Annotated in this window: 15 protein-coding genes, 1 tRNA gene and 2 pseudogenes; 10 read left to right on the top strand and 8 right to left on the bottom strand. The window is 64.3% G+C overall.

Translation table 11 applies throughout. The annotated features are described in order from the left end of the window. Window positions 1-44: 44 nt before the first annotated feature. Together SAMIE_RS09600 and SAMIE_RS09595 are read right to left on the bottom strand one after the other, a co-directional pair. Window positions 45-4,709 (bottom strand): NAD-glutamate dehydrogenase, encoded by a 4,665-nt coding sequence (locus SAMIE_RS09600; protein WP_066703466.1) that lies wholly within the window; start codon window positions 4,707-4,709, stop codon window positions 45-47. A gap of 226 nt (window positions 4,710-4,935) precedes the next feature. After that, window positions 4,936-6,234: a PAS domain-containing protein gene (locus SAMIE_RS09595; protein ID WP_066703464.1), complete on the bottom strand. Its 1,299-nt coding sequence runs from the start codon at window positions 6,232-6,234 to the stop codon at window positions 4,936-4,938. 184 nt (window positions 6,235-6,418) lie between these two features. On the opposite strand from SAMIE_RS09595, the gene SAMIE_RS09590 reads away from it, so the two are divergent. From SAMIE_RS09590 to SAMIE_RS09580, 3 genes are all read left to right on the top strand, one after another. Continuing rightward, a tRNA-Thr gene (locus SAMIE_RS09590) sits at window positions 6,419-6,494 on the top strand. A gap of 348 nt (window positions 6,495-6,842) precedes the next feature. Then, a complete protein-coding gene (locus SAMIE_RS09585) occupies window positions 6,843-7,259 on the top strand; it encodes a rolling circle replication-associated protein (protein WP_126516806.1) in 417 nt (138 codons plus the stop codon). Window positions 7,260-7,474: 215 nt separating this feature from the next. Further along, complete coding sequence (locus tag SAMIE_RS09580) at window positions 7,475-7,810, top strand: hypothetical protein (protein WP_232037410.1); 336 nt, start codon at window positions 7,475-7,477, stop codon at window positions 7,808-7,810. A 61-nt stretch (window positions 7,811-7,871) separates the two neighbouring features. Here the strand turns inward: SAMIE_RS09580 and istB are convergent, their stop codons facing one another. The 4 genes and pseudogenes from istB to istA form a co-directional block, all read right to left on the bottom strand. Next, the gene (gene istB, locus SAMIE_RS09575; RefSeq protein WP_126516718.1) at window positions 7,872-8,654 is read right to left on the bottom strand and encodes an IS21-like element helper ATPase IstB; all 783 of its coding nucleotides are present in this window, start codon (window positions 8,652-8,654) and stop codon (window positions 7,872-7,874) included. Further along, a pseudogene (locus SAMIE_RS09570) lies at window positions 8,644-8,958 on the bottom strand (IS21 family transposase); the annotation flags it as partial. The pseudogene SAMIE_RS09570 and the gene istB, both read right to left, overlap by 11 nt. A gap of 171 nt (window positions 8,959-9,129) precedes the next feature. Further along, the gene (locus SAMIE_RS09560) at window positions 9,130-10,479 is read right to left on the bottom strand and encodes an IS1380-like element ISSp1 family transposase (RefSeq protein WP_013039775.1); all 1,350 of its coding nucleotides are present in this window, start codon (window positions 10,477-10,479) and stop codon (window positions 9,130-9,132) included. A 129-nt stretch (window positions 10,480-10,608) separates the two neighbouring features. Then, window positions 10,609-11,817: pseudogene (gene istA / locus SAMIE_RS09555) on the bottom strand (IS21 family transposase); the annotation flags it as partial. Between the two features lie 119 nt (window positions 11,818-11,936). Here istA and SAMIE_RS09550 point away from each other — a divergent pair. The 6 genes from SAMIE_RS09550 (at window position 11,937) to SAMIE_RS09525 (ending at window position 17,581) form a co-directional block, all read left to right on the top strand. Then, entirely contained in the window at window positions 11,937-12,506 is a 570-nt protein-coding gene (locus SAMIE_RS09550; protein ID WP_066701895.1) for a cysteine dioxygenase family protein, read from the top strand. Further along, on the top strand, window positions 12,503-13,765 hold the full coding sequence (locus SAMIE_RS09545) for a rhodanese-like domain-containing protein (protein WP_066701795.1): 1,263 nt from the start codon (window positions 12,503-12,505) through the stop codon (window positions 13,763-13,765). Before SAMIE_RS09550 ends, SAMIE_RS09545 begins: the two co-directional genes overlap by 4 nt. A 76-nt stretch (window positions 13,766-13,841) precedes the next feature. Further along, a complete protein-coding gene (locus SAMIE_RS09540; RefSeq protein ID WP_066701797.1) occupies window positions 13,842-14,930 on the top strand; it encodes an LLM class flavin-dependent oxidoreductase in 1,089 nt (362 codons plus the stop codon). Window positions 14,931-14,933: 3 nt separating this feature from the next. Then, window positions 14,934-15,896, top strand: a complete 963-nt coding sequence (locus tag SAMIE_RS09535) for an ABC transporter substrate-binding protein (RefSeq protein WP_066701799.1) — start codon at window positions 14,934-14,936, stop codon at window positions 15,894-15,896. 199 nt (window positions 15,897-16,095) lie between these two features. Continuing rightward, window positions 16,096-16,887, top strand: a complete 792-nt coding sequence (locus SAMIE_RS09530) for a class II aldolase/adducin family protein (RefSeq protein ID WP_066701800.1) — start codon at window positions 16,096-16,098, stop codon at window positions 16,885-16,887. Between the two features lie 43 nt (window positions 16,888-16,930). Continuing rightward, a complete protein-coding gene (locus tag SAMIE_RS09525; protein WP_066701802.1) occupies window positions 16,931-17,581 on the top strand; it encodes a peroxiredoxin-like family protein in 651 nt (216 codons plus the stop codon). An 80-nt stretch (window positions 17,582-17,661) separates the two neighbouring features. Here SAMIE_RS09525 and clpA read toward each other — a convergent pair whose 3' ends face one another. Both clpA and SAMIE_RS09515 read right to left on the bottom strand, forming a co-directional pair. After that, entirely contained in the window at window positions 17,662-19,977 is a 2,316-nt protein-coding gene (gene clpA / locus SAMIE_RS09520) for an ATP-dependent Clp protease ATP-binding subunit ClpA (RefSeq protein WP_066701804.1), read from the bottom strand. 153 nt (window positions 19,978-20,130) lie between these two features. Next, on the bottom strand, window positions 20,131-20,328 hold the full coding sequence (locus SAMIE_RS09515) for a DUF1192 domain-containing protein (RefSeq protein ID WP_066701806.1): 198 nt from the start codon (window positions 20,326-20,328) through the stop codon (window positions 20,131-20,133). A gap of 90 nt (window positions 20,329-20,418) precedes the next feature. Here SAMIE_RS09515 and SAMIE_RS09510 point away from each other — a divergent pair, with 90 nt between their 5' ends. Then, window positions 20,419-21,423: an NAD(P)H-quinone oxidoreductase gene (locus SAMIE_RS09510; RefSeq protein WP_066701808.1), complete on the top strand. Its 1,005-nt coding sequence runs from the start codon at window positions 20,419-20,421 to the stop codon at window positions 21,421-21,423. The last annotated feature ends 129 nt before the right edge of the window (window positions 21,424-21,552 follow it).

Here is a 21,552-nt window from a genome sequence, read left to right as displayed (position 1 = left end):
GGCCTGACGAGGCTTCATCCGGGCAGAGATGAAGCCTCCGGGCGTCAGCGCGCCAGCAGGCCTCGCGCCTGTCCCGCGATTTCCGCCAGCATCGCAACATTGGGCGTCGCCGCCGCTTTCGCCCGCTGAACCAGCGTGCGGAACTGCCGCACCCGGTTGCCCTTCGCCTTCAGCCAGTCTTCGACATGGGTCGCGACATCCTTGCCCTTGCTGAGCGCGAGGAAGTCGAGCCGGACCTGCTGCATGTCCCGCGCCACGCCGGAAATGAGCAGCCGCTCCCACGGATCGGTGGGCTCCATGCGCGCGGCAGCGGACTGGACCCAGTCGATGCCGACCGCTTCGCCCAGATGGGTGAAGGCCCGCGTCAGCGCGATCTCGTCGACGCCCAGCCGATCCGCCAACGCGGCGATGCCGACCGCGCCGTCCAGTTTGAACAGGCCCGCGGTGCGATGCGCCAGCGCCTCCGGTGCGCCAAGGCCCAGCAGCCGCTCGACCACGCCGTTGGACCGCCGCTGCGCCTCGCTGGTCAGCAGGTCGTCGACCTTCGCCGCCAGCTTGCCGACGCCGGCCGCCAGCTTGGCCTGCCCTTCACCCGGCAGGCTGCCCGCCGGCAGGGCGCGCAATATGTCGGCGATCTGCGCACGCATCCCGTCCGCAATGTCGCTGAACAGCGCCAGCCGTGCCGCCTCCGACATGTCCGCCGCGTCGATGTCCGCCCACAGCGATCCGATGTCGTAGAGCCGTTCGGCGATCAGGAACGCGCTGGCGAGGTCGGCGAGCGAGCAGCCTTCTTCCTCCGCCAGTTCGAACGGATGGATAAGGCCGAGGCGGTTGACGATCCGGTTCGCGACTTTGGTGGCGATGATCTCCTTGCGCAGCGCATGACCCCCGATCGCGTCGGCTTCCTTCTTCTGCATCGCAGGCGGGAAGGCAGCCATCAGTTCGGCGGCCATGCTCTCGTCGGTGGACAGGTCGCCATGCTCTATGGCGTCCTGTAGCGCGAGCTTGGCGGTCGACAGCAGCACTGCAAGCTCGGGCCGCGTCAGCCCCTGACCGTCCTGTCCGCGCCGCAGCAACTGGTCGTTCGCCGCCAGCCCTTCGACCTGCCGGTCCAGCCGCCCGCTCTCCTCGAACGTCTCGATCAGGCGCACATAGCTGGCGAGGCTGGCCGCGCCGCCCGCTTCGGCGATGGAGAGGCCCAGCGCCTGAAGCCGGTTATCCTCCAGCACGATGTCGGCGACGGCATCGGTCATACTGCCCAGCAGCGCATTGCGCTTTTCGAAGGGCAGGCGGCCTTCGGCCATTTCCTTGTTGAGCGCGATCTTGATGTTCACTTCATTGTCCGAACAGTCGACGCCTGCGCTGTTGTCGATGAAGTCGGTGTTGATCCGACCGCCTTTCAGCGAAAAGGCGATGCGTCCGGCCTGCGTGACGCCCAGATTGGCGCCTTCGCCCACCACCTTGACGCGCAACTGTTCGGCATTGACGCGCAGGCGGTCGTTGGCGGGATCGCCGACATCGCCATGGCTCTGTGCCGTCGATTTGACATAGGTGCCGATGCCACCGAACCAGAGCAGGTCGGCAGGCGCTTTCAGGATCGCGGAAATGAGAGCGGTCGGCTCCATCTCCGTGTCCGTCACGTCCAGCACGGCGCGCATCTCGTCGGACAGCGCAATGCGCTTGAGGCTGCGGGGGAAGACGCCGCCGCCCTTGGAAATCAATGACTTGTCATAATCGTCCCAGCTCGACCGGGGCAGCGCAAACATGCGGTTACGCTCCTCCCAGCTTTTCGCCGGATCGGGCGAGGGGTCGAAGAAGATATGGCGGTGGTCGAAGGCCGCCACCAGCCGGATCGCCTTGCTGAGCAGCATGCCGTTGCCGAACACGTCGCCCGACATGTCGCCGCAGCCGACCACGCTGACCGGCTCGCTCTGCACATCGACGCCCATCTCGGCGAAGTGGCGCTGAACGCTGATCCACGCCCCGCGCGCGGTGATGCCCATTGCCTTATGGTCATATCCGTTGGAGCCGCCGCTCGCAAAAGCATCGCCCAGCCAGAAGTCGCGCTCCAGCGCGATGGCATTGGCGACATCGGAGAAGGTCGCCGTGCCCTTGTCCGCTGCGACGACGAAATAGGGATCGTCGCCGTCATGCACCACGACCTGTGCGGGATGCCTGACCCTGTTCTTGACGATATTGTCCGTCACCGACAGCAGCGCCCGGATGAATATGCGGTAGCTTTCGGTGCCCTCCGCCAGCCACGCGTCGCGGTCGGCCTGCGGATTGGGCAGTTGCTTGGGATAGAAGCCGCCCTTCGCGCCGGTCGGCACGATGACGGCGTTCTTGACCCGCTGCGCCTTCATGAGGCCGAGAATCTCGGTGCGGAAATCGTCGCGCCGGTCCGACCAGCGCAGGCCGCCGCGCGCCACCGGTCCCGCACGCAGGTGAATGCCCTCAACACGCGGGCTGTAGACCCAGATTTCGCGCCAGGGCAGGGGCGCGGGAAGGCCCGGCACCTGCGCGCTGTCCAGCTTGAACGCGATCGCTTCCCGCGCCGCGTCGCCGAAGAAGTTGGTGCGCAGCGTAGCGGTGATGACGGCGCGCAGCAGGCGCAGCACCCGGTCTTCGTCGATAGCCGTGACCTGTTCCAGCCCCGCGTCGATCTCCGCCTGCGCCGCTGCGATCCGGTCCGCCGCGCCGTCCCGCGCGGCAGGATCGTGCAGCGCTTCGAACAGGGTGACGAGGTTCGTCGCGACGCCCTGCGCCTTGCGCAGCGTCTCCGCAAAGGTCGCCATGCCATAGGCGACGCCCGCCTGCCGAAGGTAGCGATAGAGCGCGCGGAACAGCACGACCGAGCGGGGCGAAAGGCCCGCCGTTACGATCAGTTCGTTGAAGCGGTCATTTTCCGCCCGGCCCTCCATCACATGCGCGACAGCTTCGGTCACGACCTCGGCCCGGCCCACGACCGCGTCGGCATCGGCCCCTGCGGGCAGTTCCAGCACGAAGCGCTGGACATAGCCGAGCGCGCCATTGTCGATGGCGGTGGTCATCTCCTCGATGACGCGAAAGCCGAAATTCTCGAATGCCGGGACGACCTCGGACAGGGCGACGGTCGCGTGGCTGTAGAGTTTGAGGCGCAGGCGCTCGGCCTTGTCCTCGGCATTGCGGTAGATGCGGATCGACTTGTCGCCGTCCCCTGCAAGGCCATGGATCAGCCGGATGTCGATGGCCGCTTCCTCTGGCCCCGCGCCATTGCGGTAGGCGAGGGGGAAGCCGCCCGCGAAACGCTGCGCCAGCGCGGCGGCCCGGCCCGGCTCCTCGGTCGCGGCGAGCGCTTCCTCGACCGCCGGTATCCAGCCGCGCACCATCTGCTTCAGCATCCGGTCGAGCGCCACATCGTCGGGCACCACACCCCCTTCGCGCAGGTCGAGCGTGATGCGCAGCAGAGCCAGTCCTCCTTCTTCCAGCGCGATCGACCAGCTCAACACCGTGCCGTTGCTCTTGAGCGCCAGCATGTCCTGAATGCTGACGCGGCGCGCGGTCGACAGTTCGTCGCGCGGCAGCCAGACGAAGGCGTAGAGGTGCCGCGCCAGCGGACTCGTTGCCAGCGCCAGCTTGGGACGAGGCCGGTCGCTGAGCGACATGAAGGTGAGCGCCAGCCGCTCCAGCGTCTCCCGGTCGAAACCGATGGTGATGTCGTGCGGCAGGGCGGTCAGCGCATGCGCCAGCGCCTTGCCCGCATGGCCCTGCGGATCGAAGCCGAACTTGTCCATCAGGGACGAGAGCGCCGACCGCAGCAGCGGCACCTTGTCCGGCGTCGCGGTCAGGCCCGAACTCGTCCACATGCCCGCGTGGATCGACAGCGCCTTCACCTCCCGGCCCTCACGCAGCGGAATGATGATGAGGTCGAGCAATACGCTGCGATGAACGCGCGAAAGGCGGCTCGCCTTGATGATGAGCGGCGTGCGCTTGCCTTCCTCGAACCACTGGAAGGCCGCGTCCAGCGATGTTGGCGCGATCAGCGGCCTGTCATGCCGGGTGCAGATGCCGAGCGGCTGACTGCTGCTGCCGTCGCGATGCACGATCTCGTGGCCGGTCTGGGTGAAATGCCGCGCAAGGAACCAGCGCAGCAGCGCCGCGCCTTCCTCATCGGGAACCATGTCTGCGTCCGCGGCCATCGCGGCCTGCATCTTCGACCAGTCGGCCACCGCGGCGCGCACGTCCGCCAGCGTTTCCGCCAGCGCCTTTTCCAGCGTCCGCCGCGCCTTGGCGTCGGCCCGGTCGGCTTCGATATAGATCATCGATTCCCGCCGCGCGCCCGCCGCCTCGTCGTGGAGAATGGCTGTCAGCGCCCCGTCTGCGGATCGTTCCACCGACAGGACGGGATGCAGCAGCCGATGGATCGTGATGTCCGCGTTCGCCAGCACATTGGCAATCGAATCGACGAGGAAGGGCATGTCATCGTTGATGATCGCCAGCCGCATGAAGCGCCCTGTCGCGCCTTCGCCCAGCGTTTCGACCGCGACGGCGCTGTGGCCGGGCTTGCGGCCGGCTGCGGCGCGGGCGAGGAAGGTCGCCGCGTCCCTGAGCGCCGCCTCGTCCAATCCCTCGCTCTCGCCCGGCAATGCGCCACGGCTCAGCGCCTGCGCCAGAGACTCCAGAACCTTGCCATCAACCTGCGCATTCTTCGCGTTCGCCAGCGCCGTCATTCGCTTCACCTCTCACCGCGGGTGATCCCGCTTGTTCCTAAACGGAGGAGGCACTGGATCGCCGCCAGACGACTCCTCGGCATGAACGACTATATGCGCCGCGACCGTCGGAGGCTCAAGTCTGGTCCCGACATAAAATGTCTCGAAATTGAAATTAAATGATTCAAGCAGTGTGGGCGAAAAGGGCGAGTCACTGAGACCACCCGCATTTCCCCGAAAAATCTGCCTATTTCGCCGACGCGATCATGACTTTCCGGCCAAGATCCGATCCTTCCGGCAGAGCCGCCACGATGGAAAGGCTGCCGTCCGCTTCGCGCCGGGCGACGACGACGGCCAGCCCGTCTTCATCGGTGCCGATGGCAGCGGCGGCCAGCGGAGGAGCGGCGCGCATGGCGCGGCGCGCGACCGTGGCGCGATCCGGCTTCGCTGTCTGATGCGACCGGCGCAGAGCGCGCTCCTCCGACACAAGCGCCTTCAGCCCGCCCTTATACGCGCCAAGATATTCCGCCAGCGTTCCGACTTCGAGATCGCGGCGCATCGCATGGTCGAGCGCCGTTGCATATTCGGTGATGCGGGTCTTGTCGTAAGTGGCGCCGAAAACCAGCTTGATGATCGCGGTCATCGGGCTGCGGGCCTGCGCCTTGACGCCATAATCGTGCAGCAACTCGGCATAGTCGGCAGGGCGCGCCCGTGCGACCAGAGCGAAATCATAGGAGAGACTGACCGCGCGATAGAGCGCAGCATGGCTGCGCGCCTCCGAGATGCGCACCCGCGCTGCACCCTCTCGCGCCAGCGCCAGCCAGTCGGCCAGCGACGCATCCTCCTGCGGACACTCCATGCCGGACAGATCGAGTTCGTCCAGCGAGTCTTCCTCACCGTCGGCCATCATCGACCCGGCCGGGCCATCCGCCCAGATCGGCACGGCGGAATGCGGCATCGGCGCGGTGCGCAGCGCTTCGCCCACTTCCGCCTCCAGAGCCTGCATCATGTCGTGGCTCGCCACTTCCTTCCAGTTGATGACGCCGAACACGAAATCAATCGTCTCGTCGTCGGAAGAAAAGGGCATCAGGATGCCGCGATACATGATCTCGGCATTGCGCTGGTTGACGAACTCAGCCTCGAACCCGATGGGCGCGGCATTGGCGATGATCTGGAGATAATGATCGGTCAGCCGCGACAGCAGCGACCGGGCCGGAACATCGTCGATATAGGCGATGGTGCCGTCGACACCGCATTCCTCGCGAAGCGCCGTTCCCAGATAGACGATGGCGGGGTTGTCGATCCCGGCGCTGAAATCCAGCAGCACGGCATAGGGACCGAAATCCTCCAGTTCGTCCGGCGAAAGATCCTCGATCGACGGCAGCGCGCGATCGCCCAGCAGGGACGCCCAGTAATTATAGGCGCGAACCTGCATGCGCCGTTCTTCCGAAATAGCCGAAGGAGGCTGCGGATCGACGCCTTCGCCGTCCAGATAGGCCAGGTCGTCCCGGTCGCCGTCTGCGTTACGCTCCTGCAGAATATCCATCCGAACGTTCCAACCCACAGTCTGAAAGCTTCTTCACATATCCCACACTGGCAGGCGATGGTAAAATAGGAGTTAATGGGCCGGCGCAGGGCGGGGGTGGAGGAACGGCGCGCAGGATTATCGGCCATCGGCGAAATTGGCGGGTTGTCCTGCGCCCCAACCACTGTTATCTGCCCGCCCCGACGCCGCTTTAGCTCAGTTGGTAGAGCATCGCATTCGTAATGCGAGGGTCACGTGTTCGAGTCACGTAAGCGGCACCAGTCCTCATTTGAAACTGATTAGTCTTCTGACTTCTCCCCGGTGTGATCCGATCACAACCGGCAGTCTGTCGTTCTCTTCCTCATAGAAAATCTCCTGACGACCGTTCAGGGATCAGATTTTTCTTCCATAGTTGTTCATGAGCTATTGGTGCGATTCGACGTGTCGGATATATTGAATGAACGGATTTTCTTTAATTTCTATCCGTCTCCCCTTCATCCCATCCCTAAATACCACAAAACTAACTATCGGTTCTGCACGTCCGCATGAGAACAAACCAAGATCGAATTTCCTACCGTCAGTCTGTCCTGTCGTTCGTGAATCTCCAGCGATTCTCGTTCCCCTTCGCTGTGACCCTGACCCTGAAACAGGGGATCGCGGGTGTCGGTGGTTTTGCTGGTCGGTATCAGAAGATCGACATGTACGAAGCTAGGAAGAATTTCCGTCACTTCATGAACCTTCTGAACCGTCAGGTTTATGGGAAGGCTACTGCTCGGTACGGGAAACGGATCAACGTCCTTCCGGTGATCGAGGGAGGGAACGGTGTCCGTGTCCACTACCATCTGATTCTCGATTGTCCCCGGCCGGAACTGGAACTGGAATATCCTGCGATGATCCGCGACTGCTGGTCTCGGACCCCGTGGGGATACAACGAGATTCACATCCAATCCCTCTGTGACGAGGGATGGGTGTCCTACATTAGCAAGCTACAGAGTAAGGTCGTTTACGATGAATCGTTCGACTGGGAAAACTCTCACCTGAGTTGATTGCTGGGTCTAAGACCCCTTCGACCACCTTCGCTATCATCCGCAAACCCGACTTGGTTCGAAAACAGCTTCGGACCTTGATTCTATAATATTGTCTAAAAACCTTCAGAAACAATTCTGAAAAATCATCTCTATAAAAAACATTCAAGAAACACATCAACACCGTGCGAAGCACCATCCGAAGGATGTATTATAAAACCAGCTAAGGAGAATATATGACAGACACAAAAACACTTGTAAATTTCAACGTGCCAACAGCCACTCTACAGACATTCGATAAGCTATGCCGTTTGTACGGCAAGCCAAGATCACAAATTCTGAATGAGCTGCTCTATGGGTATATTTTAGAATTCGGTCAGCAGGCATTTTCCAGAATCGATCAGGTTCGAAAGATCGATGAGAGTCTGAATTCAGCCTTTGAAAATGGCGATGTCACGGATTTGGATGATTTGCCGCCGAAGGCGGAAAATGATGTCCAGAGCGGCTTGAATCGGAAATTTTCCAGCTTTGGAAGAAAGGATGAAAAGCTGTTGATTGCTGCTGAGAAGTGACCCGGGGTTTTCATCGAGAAGTGACCCACCTTGCGATTATGTTTCGGATGTCAGGGGTGGGTCAAGATGGGGTTTTCTCCTTCCGGGTTTTGGGCTGCTGAGCGGAGCTGTTCTTGAACCTGAAGCTGTCGTTGCCGGTCTCGAGGATGTGGCAGTGATGGGTGAGCCGATCGAGGAGCGCGGTGGTCATCTTGGCATCTCCGAACACGGTGGCCCATTCGCTGAAGCTGAGGTTGGTGGTGATGATGACGCTGGTGCGCTCGTAAAGCTTGCTCAGCAGATGGAACAGCAGGGCGCCGCCTGAGGCGCTGAACGGCAGATAACCAAGCTCGTCGAGGATCACGAGATCGGAGTGGGCAAGCCTTCCGGCGATCTGCCCTGCCTTGCCCTGCGCCTTCTCCTGTTCCAGCGCGTTGACCAGCTCGACCGTGGAGAAGAACCGCACGCGCTTGCGATGATGCTCGATGGCCTGGACGCCTAGGGCGGTGGCGATGTGGGTCTTGCCGGTTCCGGGTCCGCCGACCAGCACGATATTGTCGGCCACGTCCATAAACTCGCAGCGGTGAAGCTGGCGGACCAGCGCCTCGTTGACCTCGCTGCTGGCAAAGTCGAAGCTCGCCAGATCGCGATAGGCCGGGAACCGTGCGATCTTGAGCTGATAGGATACCGACCGCACTTCCCGTTCGGCAGTCTCCGCCTTCAAAAGCTGGGACAGGATCGGGACGGCCGCGTCGAACGCGGGCGCGCCTTGCTCCATGAGATCGGTGACGGCCTGCGCCATGCCATGCATCTTGAGGCTGCGCAGCATGACGATGATGGCGCCGCTGGCGGGATCATGACGCATGGCGGTTCTCCCCGCGCAGCGCATCATAGCGTTCCACATTGGCAAGGGGCTCGCTGACCAGCCTCAGCGCCTGGGGCGCCGTGATCGGCGGTGTCGTCAGCGGCTTGCCGTCGATCAGCCGGTGCAGCAAGTTGAGGATATGGGTTTTGGTCGGAACACCGGACTCCAGCGCCATGGTAACCGCGCGCAGTACGACCTGCTCGTCATGATGCAGCACCAGGGCAAGGATCTCGACCATCTCTCTGTCGCCGCCGGGAGCGCGCAACAGATGGCGCTGTAACCGCTGGAAGGCATCGGGCATCTCTAGCCTCTCTTATTCACGACGCTCGGTTTCGGGTCCGCTCTGGGCATTTGCTGCGGCTGGCTGTATTGCGCGGACGACCGGCATCGCTGGCGTTTGTTTCACCGCATTCGGATTGATGGGCTTTTCGGGTTGAAGGGCTGGGCTCGGAGTTCTGCGGCGCTGCCGCATGGGCTACGTCGGCGCAGGCTTCAGCCGGAGAACGAGGGCGCGGAACAGGTCGGCATCCGGACAGGCGGAAGCGAAGGCAATGCGGATGCGGCTAGCACTTTCTACGACGCGCGCAGCGACCTTGAGCAGCCGCAGGCGCAAGGTGGTAAACTCCGCGCTTGCCAGAGCAGCGGTCCTGGGCATCGCCTGCTGGATGCGCCATAGCAGCCAGTATGCGGCAGTGTGCAGTATCAGGCGCATCTGATTGGCATTGGCCGAGCGGCACGAGGTTCGGTCGCTGGCGAGCTGGGACTTGTGGCGCTTGATCAGGTTCTCGGCCTGACCACGCGCGCAGTAGAGCGTGTCGTAGATGTGCTCGGCCGATCCTGTTGCCAACGAGGTGACGACATAGCGGATGTCCATGCCCAGCGTGCTGGCCTCGATCCGTGCAACGACGCGACGCTGGCACTTCCAGGTCTTTGCCCCATAGCGGGTCTCGGCATAGTTGCGCAGGACGGGACACTGACGCTGGGCGCGCTTGACCGCGCAGGCATCGGCGACCGCAACAATGGCGGGATCGGCGCGCAGCGCTGAATTGGTGGGCAGGCCGAACACGTAATCGACGCGGGCCGCATCGCAGTAGGCCATGACCTCGGGTCGACCATAGTGCCCGTCGCCGCGGATAGTGATGTGGGTATCGGGCCAATTACGGCGCAGGTGACGCACCAGGCGTCGGATGTGCCCCGCCGCCTCCTTTCCAGAAGGCGTCTTGCCTGTGCGCAGCAGCATGGCCACCGGCCTGCCGGTCGCGGTGTCGTAGATATGGATCGGTAGGAAGCAGCGCTCCCCATGATGCCCGTTCCAGAACGAGAGCTGTTGATAGCCATGCACGACGTCGCACGTGTCGTCGATATCCAGCGTGACCGCTGTCGGAGGGGCGGGATAGCTGGCGCAGTAGATGTCGATCATCGCGGCCATCATGCTGGCCAGTTCGCGCGTAGTCGGTGCATTTTCCCACCGGCTCATCGTCGGTTGGCTGGCCAGCCCCGCGCCCGATTCCGGCAGCTTGCCGAGCGCCAGGCGGAAGCCTGGATCGTCGCGCAGAGCATCGAGATCATCGGCATCCTCATAGCCGCACGCAATCGCGAACACACGGGCACGCAGAATGTCATCCAGGCGATGGATCACCCGCGCTGGATCGCGCGGATCGGCAATACAAGCCGCCAGGCGCTGGCAAATCCCCATCGCGCGCTCGGCCTGTGCAAGCAGTAGAACACCGCCATCCGAGGTAAGCCGGCCACCGTCGAACGCAGCTGTGATTTTCTTGCGGCCGACTGCTGGGAATCCAAATGAGCTTGCGATATCATCGTTCATGGCGGGTGTGGCCCGTGGCATTTTCTGCCCTGCGGCAGGTTCGGCTTAGACACCCAGTTCCTAATTCAGATCAGAGGCTTACGCCACTCCCGCCAACCCTTCAGGACACTTTTGGTGAATAAGGCGGGCTAGGAACGGCGCGCCATTGCGCAGGGCGCCAGGCTTGCGCTGGACCACTGCCAGATAATGGCGCCAGTCATAAACAGTGCGTCCTGGCCCATCATGGGATCGTTCGATGATGCGCTGGTGTTCGCACAGCAACTGCCCCTCGGCCACCACGAGGAAGCGGTCGGGATAGAGCCGCACGCTGACAGGGCGGTTGGCAAAGGATGCCGGCACGCTGTAGCGGTTGCGCTCCAGATGGACGAGGCAGGTCGGTGAGACCCGCTTGCCATATTCGACAAAGCCGTCGAACGGCCTGCCCATCGGCATCAGGCTTGCCACCTCCTCGGCCCAGGCATCAGCGACAGAGCCCGGTTCGATCCCGTGCGGGATATCCTGCCACAGCGCCTTGCAGCGATCCTCCAGCCAGCTGTTCAGGGCGTCGAGCGTCTCGGTCTGGGGAACGGGCTGCCACAGGCGATGCCGCGCATCCTGGACGTTCTTCTCGACCTGCCCCTTCTCCCAACCCGCTGCCGGATTACAGAACTCTGCCTCGAACAGATAATGGCTCACCATCGTGAGGAAGCGGGCGTTGACGGTCCGATCCTTGCCGCGCCCGACCTTGTCGACGGCAGTGCGCATGTTGTCATAGATGCCGCGGCGCGGCACCCCGCCCAGCACGCGGAACGCGTGATTATGGGCGTCGAACAGCATCTCGTGGGTCTGGAGCAGATAGGCTCGAACGAAGAAGGCCCGGCTGTAGCTGAGCTTGAAGTGTGCAACCTGCAGCTTGGTGCGGACACCATCGATGATCGCCCAGTCCTCGCTCCAGTCAAACTGGAATGCTTCACCCGGTGCGAACGACAACGGCACGAAGGTGCCCTTGCCGCTCATCTGCTGCTGGCGGCGATAATCATCGCGCCAGGCACGAGCAAAGGCCGCGACACGGCCATAGGACCCGTCAAAGCCCAGGCTCACCAGATCGGCATGCAACTGCTTGATCGTGCGCTTCTGCTTGCGCGATCGGCCCATCTCTCGCCTGAGCCAGACCGTCAGCCGATCGACGAACGGATCCAGCTTGCTCGGCCGCTCGGGCACTTTGAACTGCGGCTCGACTGTGTCTGACCGCAGATATTTACGGACCGTGTTGCGGGATAGACCGGTACGCTTGGCTATCTCCCGGATCGACAGATGATCGCGGTAATGCCAGCGCCGGATGACGCTCAATAATGCCATGTCCAACACTCCATGGTCCCCCGCTCAAAGCCAGGGACGTGTTCAAACATGGGTCACTTCTCAGTGAAAATTACTGGCTTCCCCGGGTCACTTCTCAGCAGCAATCAACAACCACGCGCCTGCGCGGCTTCGTCACCGCCTTCGCCGACCTGCTGGCGGCGACGCGCGACGAGCAGGCGATCCTCGACAGCGGCAGCGCGCTGCTCGCCCGCCTGATCGCCACCGACGACTGGTTGCCCGAAGAGTTCGCCCGCCCCGATCCTGACCGTTACCAGCAATATCTCCTCCACTGCGACAGCCGCGAACGCTTCAGCATCGTCAGCTTCGTCTGGGGACCGGGCCAGTCCACCCCCATCCACGACCATAGCGTCTGGGGTCTCGTCGGCGTGCTGCGCGGGGCCGAGAAGGTGGAGCGCTTCGGCCGCCTGCCATCCGGCGCGCTGGCGGCGGAGAGCGAAGAACTGCTCCACGCGGGCCAGGTCGACGCTGTCTCGCCGCGCATCGGCGACATCCATCGCGTCACCAACGGCCTTGCCGATCGCCCGTCCGTCAGTATTCATGTCTACGGCGCCAATATCGGCGCGGTCGAGCGCGCGACCTACACCCCCGATGGCGCGCGCAAATCCTTCATCTCGGGATACGCCAATCGCGTCATCCCCAATTTCTGGGACAGATCGAAACAGCCATGACCACCGACACGCTTGACCGCATCCAGACGGCCACGCCGCAGGACATCCGTCGCGCGCTTCTGACCGGCAGCGAAATCGCGCTGATCGACGTGCGCGAGGAGCATGAGTTCGCGCAGGGCCACCCCCTTTTCGCCGCGCAGATTCCGCTCCGCCGCGTCGACGACGAAGCGCGCTGGCGCATCCCCCGGCTCGATACGCCGATCGTCGTCTACGACAATGGCGAAGGGCTGGCGCGCAAGGCCGCCGTGCGGTTCGAGGCGCTGGGCTACACCGATGTGCGCGAGCTGGAAGGCGGCCTCACGGGCTGGCGCGACGCGGGCTATGAACTGTTCGAGGACGTCAACAGCTACAGCAAGGCGTTCGGCGAACTGGTCGAACATCGCCGTCACACGCCCAGCCTCCCCGCCGAGGAAGTGCAGGCGCTGATCCGGGAAAAGGCCGACATCCGCATTCTCGACGCCCGCCGCTACGACGAATATAATACGATGAGCATCCCCACCGGCACCAGCGTCCCCGGCGCCGAACTGGCGCTGCGCGCGCGCGCCATCGCGCCCGATCCCGACACGACGATCATCGTCAACTGCGCCGGACGCACCCGCTCCATCATCGGCACGCAGTCGCTGGTGAACGCAGGCATCCCCAACAAGGTCTATGCGCTGCGCAACGGCACAATCGGCTGGACGCTGGCGGGGCAGGATCTCGAAACCGGCCAGACCCGCACCGCGCCCGAAGTGGACGAGGCCGCGACGCAGGAAGCCCGCACCCATGCCCGCGACGTCGCCTATCGCGCGGGCGTCAAGCGGATCGGCTGGGGCGAGCTTGACGCGCTCAAAGCCGACACGGCGCGCACGCTTTACCTCTATGACGTGCGCCAGCCGCGCGAATATGAAAGCGGCCATCTGCCCGGCTTCCGCAACGCGCAGGGCGGGCAACTGGTGCAGGAAACCGACCATAACGCGCCCGTGCGCGGCGCGCGCATCGTCGTCACCGACCCGACCGGCGTGCGTGCGGACATGACCGCGTCCTGGCTCGCGCAGCTCGGGTGGGAAGTCTATGTGCTCGACGTCGACTGGTCCGCCGTCGATCTGGAGCGCGGCGCCGACGGCGCGCCCGCCCCGCGCGGTCCCGAAGGCCGCTACAAGCGCCCCTATGAAGGCACCGACAACAAGGCCGCCGCGATGCAGGCTTATCTCGACTGGGAATATGGCCTCGTCGCCCAGCTGGAGCGCGACGGCACCCACGGCTTCTACGTCATTTAGGCAGACCCCACCGCCGTTCGCTTCGAGCGTAGTCGAGAAGCGAGCGGCCCGAACCTTCGAGTGAGGAGGACGCAGCATGAGCGTCAAATTCATCGGCTATATCGGTTTCAACAACGCTTCTGAAACGCAGGCGGCGGTGCGCAGCCGCGCGCTCGACATCGACTATGTCGATGCGGCGGCGAAAGCGCAGGAGGAGGGGGGCTTCGACCGCGTCCTGATCCCCTTCGCCTCGAACAGTCCCGAAAGCCAGATCGTCGCCGCCCATGCCGCCGCCCGGACGACGCGGCTCGGCTTCCTCGTCGCGCACCGCCCCGGCTTCACCCAGCCGACCGTCGCCGCGCGCCAGCTTGCGACGCTGGACCAGCTTTCGAACGGGCGCGTCGCGGTGCACATCATCACCGGCGGCGCGGACGATGAAATGGCGCGCGACGGCGACACGAAGAGCGTGAAGGCGGAACGATACGCCCGCACCGATGAATATCTCACCATATTGCGGCAGGAATGGACCGCGTCGAAGCCGTTCGATCATCAGGGCCGCTTCTACGACATCCGCCAGGCGTTCAGCGCGATCAAGCCCGACAATCTGCCCGTTTTCTTCGGCGGATCGTCGGACGAGGCGATCGAGGTCGCGGGCCGCCACGCCGATGTCTACGCGCTCTGGGGCGAAACGCTTGCCGCCGTGCAGGACACCGTGCGCGCCGTCCGCAAATCCGCCGCGCGCTTTGGCCGCAGCCCCGGCTTTTCGCTCTCGCTCCGCCCGGTCATCGCCGATACGGAGGAGGCCGCGTGGAAACGCGCTGCCGAAATCGAGGAACAGGTGCGCGAAAACCGCGTGGCTGCGGGGCTTCCGATCACAGGCCATCGCCCGCCCAATGCGGGTTCGCTGCGCCTGCTCGAAACCGCGAGCACCAACAGGCAGGACAAGCGCCTGTGGACCGGCGTCGCGGCGCTGACCGGCGCGGCGGGCAACAGCACCGGCCTTGTCGGCACGCCCGAACAGGTGGCTGACGCCATGCTCGACTATTATGACATCGGCATCGACCATTTCCTCGTCCGCGGCTTCGATCCGCTCGGCGATTCCATCGTCTATGGCCGCGAACTGCTGCCGCTCGTCCGCGCGAAGGTCGCGGAGCACGATGCGGCCCGTCTGGCGCTGGCGGGCTGATCCATGTCGAAACGAAACGTCGCCATCCTGTCGGCGGCTCTCGTCGCGGTGGCGGGCATAGGGTTTGCCGCCGCGACCTTTTCCCGCAAGGACGATCAGGTGCTGCGCGTCGCCAACCAGAAGGGGCAGGTGAAGGCGATGATGCTCGCCTCCGGCGCTCTGGAAGGCGCGCCCTATACTGTCGAATGGTCTGAATTTCCCGCGGCCCAGACGCTGCTCGAAGCGGTCGGCGGCGGCGCGGCGGACCTTGGCCTTGCCGCCGACGCGCCCTTCATCTTCGCGTGGCAGAGCGGCAGCCCGATCAAGGCCATCGCGGTGCAGTCTCCTGCCAGCCGTGCGCCCGAAGCGCTCGCCATCCTCGTGAAGAACGACTCGCCGATCCGCAGCGCGCAGGATCTCGTCGGCAGGTCCGTCGCCGCCACGCGCGGCTCGATCGGCCATCATCTGCTGCTGCAGGCGCTGGAGCGGGCCGGAATTCCGGCGGACAAGGTGCGCGTCACTTTCCTGCCGCCCGGCGACGCGAAAGCCGCCTTCGACAGCGGCGCCATCGACGCTTGGGCGACATGGACGCCCTATACCAATGTCGCGATCAAGGAAGGCGCGCGCGCGGCGGTGGATGCGAAGGATTATGGCCTGCCGCTCTATATCGACGTGGCGAACGCCGATTCCATTGCGCCTAAACACGCTCTGCTCGCCGACTTCCTGCAACGCGAAGCCAGGGCCGTCGCATGGTCGCGCACGCATCCGGACGATTTCGCCAAGGTGCTGGCGAGGGAAACGGGACTGCCGCTCGACATCGCCCGCGCCAGCTTCGAACGCAGCAATCGCGTGTCCCGGCCCATCGACGCGACCGTCATCGCGCATGAACAGGGCATCACCCGCCGCTTTCAGAACGCCGGTCTGCTGAAGCAGCCCCGCGATGTGAAGGACGCCTTCGACACCAGCTTCGGCGGCGGCAAGCCCTAGATTCCCGCGCGGCCGTTTGCGCTTGGATCGAACACGCCGCCCGGCATGACGGGCGCGCGAGAGGGCGTGCGCGCCGATGGCGCCACCGCGACCGGTCCCCGCGTCCGCCCGGCATGAGCGGCGCTGTCCTACCCTTCAGAAATCCTCATTGGGCGGCCCGGCGCCGTCCCCTTACACTCGCCCTCAAAGGAGCATCGCCATGGCTACTGTCTTGAAGGATGACCGGTTCCGCAACAGCGGCATCAGCGAAGCGGAATGGAAGGTCCGCGTCGATCTCGCCGCTTTCTACCGGCTTTCCGCTCTCTACGGGTGGGACGATTTCATCTATACCCATATTTCCGCCCGCGTGCCGGGGCCGGACCATCATTTCCTCATCAACCCCTTCGGCCTCATGTTCGATGAGATCACCGCGTCCAGTCTGGTGAAGGTCGACCTCGACGGCAATGTCATCGGGGACAGCGAATATGGCATCAACTATGCCGGCTATGTCATCCACTCGGCGATCCACGGCGCGCGCGACGACGCGCTCTTCATCGTGCATTTCCACACGGCGGACGGCATGGCGGTCTCCGCCCATGCCGAAGGGCTGCTGCCGCTGAACCAGCGCGCGCTGGCGATCATCCCGCGCCTTTCCTACCACGACTATGAAGGCGTCGCGCTCAATCTCGACGAGCGTGAGCGGCTGGTCGCCGATCTGGGCGACAGCAAGATCATGCTGCTGCGCAACCATGGCACGCTCGCGCTCGGCGCATCGGTCGGCGAGGCGTTCAGCGGCATCTATCATCTGGAGGAAGCCTGCAAGGCGCAGGTTCGCAGTCTTTCGGTCGGACGCGACAGGGTGCTGATCGCGCCTGAAGCGGCGCAGGAGGAAGTGCGCCGCCAGATCGGCCGCGACCGCAAACCGGTCGAAGGCGCCAAATCCCACTACGACCTCGTCTGGGAAGCCGCGCTCCGCAAGGCGCAGCGCCAGTCCCCCGGCTTCGACGCATGAGCGCTGTCCCGTCGGCGAATCCCGTGCCCGCAAGGAGAAAATGATGGCAACCCTACTGACCGAATCCCTCAGCAGCCGTTATGCCGCGCTTCAGGCGGAGCGCGAAAGAAGCTGGTCCGCCGCCCAACTGGAAGGCAATGCGCGGCAGCGCCGCCTGCTGGCCGAGCGGTTCGATCCTGCCGCCGTGGCCCAGCCGGGCGACATTCTGCCCAACTTCACCTTTCCGGAAGTGGACGGCGGCGAACTGACCCTCGATGGGCTGACGGCGGGCGGATCGGCGCTCTTCATCTTCTTCCGCTTCGCCGGATGCCCCGCCTGCAACATCGCGCTGCCTTATTATGCAGAGGCGCTTTACCCCGAACTGCAAAAGCGCGGCATTCCGCTCGTGGCGCTCAGCCCGCAGCGCGCGGACCGGCTCGCGGAGATCAAGCACCGCCATCATCTGCCCTTCGCCGTCGCGACCGACACCGACAACCAGCTCGCGCGCGAGATCGGCATCGCCTTCGATCCCGACGACCGGCCTTCGCCGCCGCCCGCCGGATGGATCGGCGAAGTGACCGGCACGGGCACTTGGACGCTGCCTCAGCCCACGGTCCTGCATGTCGGCGCGAACCGCGTCGTCCGTTCGGTCCATGTCAGCCCCGACTGGCTCGACCGGCCCGAAGCGGACGACATCCTCCAGCAGCTCGGCTGAAACAGGCGCGGGCCTCGCGCCGGTCGGAAAAAAAGGGCGGCCTTCGCAGGCCGCCCTTTCTCGTTGCATGTTGCAGAGGCTCAGGCGGCGGGTGCGGCCTTCGCCTTGCCGCCCTTCTTGCCCTTCTTGGGCGCGGCGGGCGTGATTTCGAAGGCCAGAGCGTCGTCCTTCATATGGACATGGACCTCGCCGCCATGGACCAGCTTGCCGAACAGCAGTTCCTCGGCCAGCGGCTGCTTGATCTTCTCCTGCATCAGGCGGCCCATCGGACGCGCGCCGTAGAGCTTGTCATAGCCCTTGGCGGTCAGCCATTCCTTCGCCGCCTCGTCCAGCGTGATATGCACGTCGCGGTCGGCCAGTTGCAGCTCCAGCTGCAGCACGAACTTGTCGATCACGCGCGCCACGATCTCGGGCGGCAGATATCCGAACGGCACGATGGCGTCGAGGCGATTGCGGAATTCCGGGGTGAAGAGCTTCTTCACCGCATCCTCCTGCACATCGTCGCGCGACAGTTCGCCGAAACCGATGCTTTCCTTCGCCATGTCCGACGCACCGGCGTTGGTGGTCATGATGAGGATGGTGTTGCGGAAATCCACCGTCTTGCCGTGGTGATCGGTCAGGCGTCCGTTGTCCATCACCTGCAACAGGATGTTGAACAGGTCGGGATGCGCCTTCTCGATCTCGTCCAGCAGCAGCACGCTGTGCGGATTCTGATCGACCGCATCGGTCAGCAGGCCGCCCTGATCGTAGCCGACATAGCCCGGAGGCGCGCCGATCAGGCGGCTGACCGAATGCCGCTCCATATATTCGGACATGTCGAACCGCTGGAGCGGGATGCCGAGCAGGGTCGCGAGCTGCCGCGCCACCTCCGTCTTGCCGACGCCGGTCGGGCCGGAAAACAGATAGTTGCCGATGGGCTTGTCCGGATCGCGCAGCCCGGCCCGCGACAGCTTGATCGCGGAGGACAGCACCTCGATGGCCTTGTCCTGCCCGAAGACGACGCGCTTGAGGTCGGTCGTCAGCGATTCCAGCACCGTCTTGTCGTCCGACGACACGGTCTTGGGCGGGATACGCGCCATCGTCGCGATGACCTGTTCGATCTCCTTGGGCGTGATCGTCTTCTTGCGCTTCGACGGGATCACCAGCATCTGCATCGCGCCCACCTCGTCGATCACGTCGATGGCCTTATCGGGCAGCTTGCGGTCGTTGATGTAGCGCGCCGACAGTTCCACCGCCGCCTTGATCGCGTCGGGCGTATATTTGACGTGGTGATGCTCCTCGAACGCGCTGCGCAGGCCCGCGAGGATCTTGATCGTATCCTCGACGGTCGGCTCGTTCACGTCGATCTTCTGGAACCGGCGCAGCAGGGCGCGGTCCTTTTCGAAGTGATTGCGGAACTCCTTGTAGGTGGTGGAGCCGATGCAGCGGATCGTCCCGCCCGACAGAGCGGGCTTCAGCAGGTTAGACGCATCCATCGCCCCGCCGCTGGTCGCGCCAGCGCCGATGACGGTGTGGATCTCGTCGATGAAGAGCACCGCGTGCGGCATCTTTTCCAGTTCGGTGACGACCGCCTTCAGCCGCTCCTCGAAATCGCCGCGATAGCGGGTTCCGGCCAGCAGCGCGCCCATGTCGAGCGAATAGATCACCGCTTCCTTCAGCACGTCGGGCACTTCGCCCTCCACGATCTTGCGCGCCAGACCTTCCGCGATGGCGGTCTTGCCCACGCCCGGATCGCCGACATAGAGCGGGTTGTTCTTCGACCGGCGGCACAGGATCTGGATGGTGCGGTCCACCTCGGCGGAGCGGCCGATCAGCGGATCGACCTTGCCGCGGCCCGCCTTCTCGTTGAGGTTGACGGTGAACTGCTCCAGCGCGCTGTCCTTCTTGCCCTTGCCGTCCTGCACCTTCTTTTCCTCCTCGGCGGCGCCCTTCGTCTCCTGGCGCTCGGGCTGGGGCGTTCCCTTGCCGACGCCGTGGCTGATGTAGCTCACGGCATCGAGACGGCTCATGTCCTGCTGCTGCAGGAAATAGACGGCATAGGATTCGCGTTCCGAAAACAGCGCGACAAGCACGTTCGCGCCGGTCACTTCATCCTTGCCGGAGGACTGGACGTGCAGGATCGCGCGCTGCACGACGCGCTGGAACCCGCTGGTGGGGGAGGGGTCGGACGCGCCCTCCACCTTCAGGCTGTCGAGTTCGGTGTCGAGATAATGGGTGACGGCGTCGCCCAGTTCGCCCAGTTCCACGCCGCATGCCTGCATCACCTTCGACGCATGTTCGTCGTCGATCAGCGCGAGCAGCAGATGCTCCAGCGTCGCATATTCATGCTTGCGCTCCGACGCGTGGGTCAGCGCGTTGTGCAGCGTGGTTTCGAGGGCGGGTGCGAAAGATGGCATTGTCGTTCTACTCCTGGCCCCGGTGAGGGGCGGTGTGGAACCGGATGTCGGCATTGCTCGGCGCGGGATCAAGGGGGGCCCCCTGACCAGCGGAATTGCCTGACTGCCTCAGCCCGGAGAAGCCCTGACGGGCGACAGGGGCGGGGCGCGGGTTCATCGCCTGAATAGCGCCTCGGCACTTGCCTTGTGGTTAACGGCGCTTTCCTTCTTCGCCCTGGTCCGCGCGATTTCCGCTTCCAGCGCGGCGATGCGGGCGTCCAGTTCGGCGACGGACAACGGCCCCAGATCCTGTGTCATCAGGCGGGTCAGAGGATCGTCGCTCTTGCGCGGCTGATACTCATCCATGTCCATAAGGGTAATGTTGACCCTGATCCCCACTCTGTCAATAAGGTCTCAGGTGCAGCCGGTCGATTTTGACGCGGCGCAACGAAGAGGGCGGGAATGGCGGACGAATTTGCGGTGCCGGGTGAAATGACGGCGATCGGCATCGCGGCGCCCGGCGGACCTGAAGCGCTGGTGCCGCAACGGCGTCCGGTGCCCGCGCCCGGCCCGGACGAAGTGCTGATCCGCGTTGCCGCCGCCGGGGTCAACCGTCCCGATGTGCTGCAACGGCAGGGCAAATATCCCCCGCCGCCCGGCGCGTCGGACATTCCGGGCCTTGAAGTGTCCGGCACCGTCGTCGCGGCGGGCAGCGGCGCGGAAACGCTGCTGGGGCAAAGGGTCTGCGCGCTGATCGCAGGCGGCGGCTATGCCGAATATGCGGTCGCGCCCGCGGGCCAGTGCCTGCCCGTCCCCGATGGCTACGACATGGCGGAGGCCGCCGCGCTTCCCGAAACGCTCTTCACCGTATGGACCAACCTGTTCGAGCGCGCCTATGTCGTGTCCGGCGACACCGCGCTCGTCCATGGCGGCACCAGCGGCATCGGCACCATGGCGATCCGCCTGTGCAACCTGTTCGACGTGAAGGTCATCGTCACCTGCGGGTCGGACGACAAATGTTCGCAGGCGCGCCGCTGGGGCGCGGACCATGCGATCAACTACCGCAGCCAGGACTATGTCGAGGAGGTGAAGCGCATCACCGACGGGCGCGGGGTGGAAGCCGTGCTCGACATGGTGGGCGGCGACTATCTGCCCCGCAATATCGCCTGTCTGGCCGAGGATGGCCGCCATGTCTCCATCGCGACGCTGGGCGGGCCGAAGGCGGACATCTTCATCCCCGCCATCATGCAGCGCCGCCTGACCCTCACCGGCTCGACGCTCCGCGCGCGCTCGGTGGGGTTCAAAAGCCTCGTCGCCGACGAACTGGCGCGCACCGTCTGGCCCTTCGTCGGAGAGGGGAAACTGCGTCCCGCGATGGACCGGAAATTCGCGCTGACGGATGCCGCCAGCGCCCACGCCCGCATGGACGCAGGCGAGCATTTCGGAAAGATCGTGCTGACTGTCTGATCCATGCCCGGCCCATCGTTCCCCTTGCAGGGGAGGATAGCAATCCGCGCAAACCGTAGCATTTCCGTCATATCCGGTGCGGATTTGTAACAATGGCGGCTTAGGGAATCGCTCCCGAGGACTGAAGGT

This window comes from Sphingobium amiense (assembly GCF_003967075.1).
GTDB lineage: Bacteria > Pseudomonadota > Alphaproteobacteria > Sphingomonadales > Sphingomonadaceae > Sphingobium > Sphingobium amiense.
Note: the sequence above shows the minus strand (reverse complement) of the source record. Positions and strands in the feature narration are given on the sequence as shown.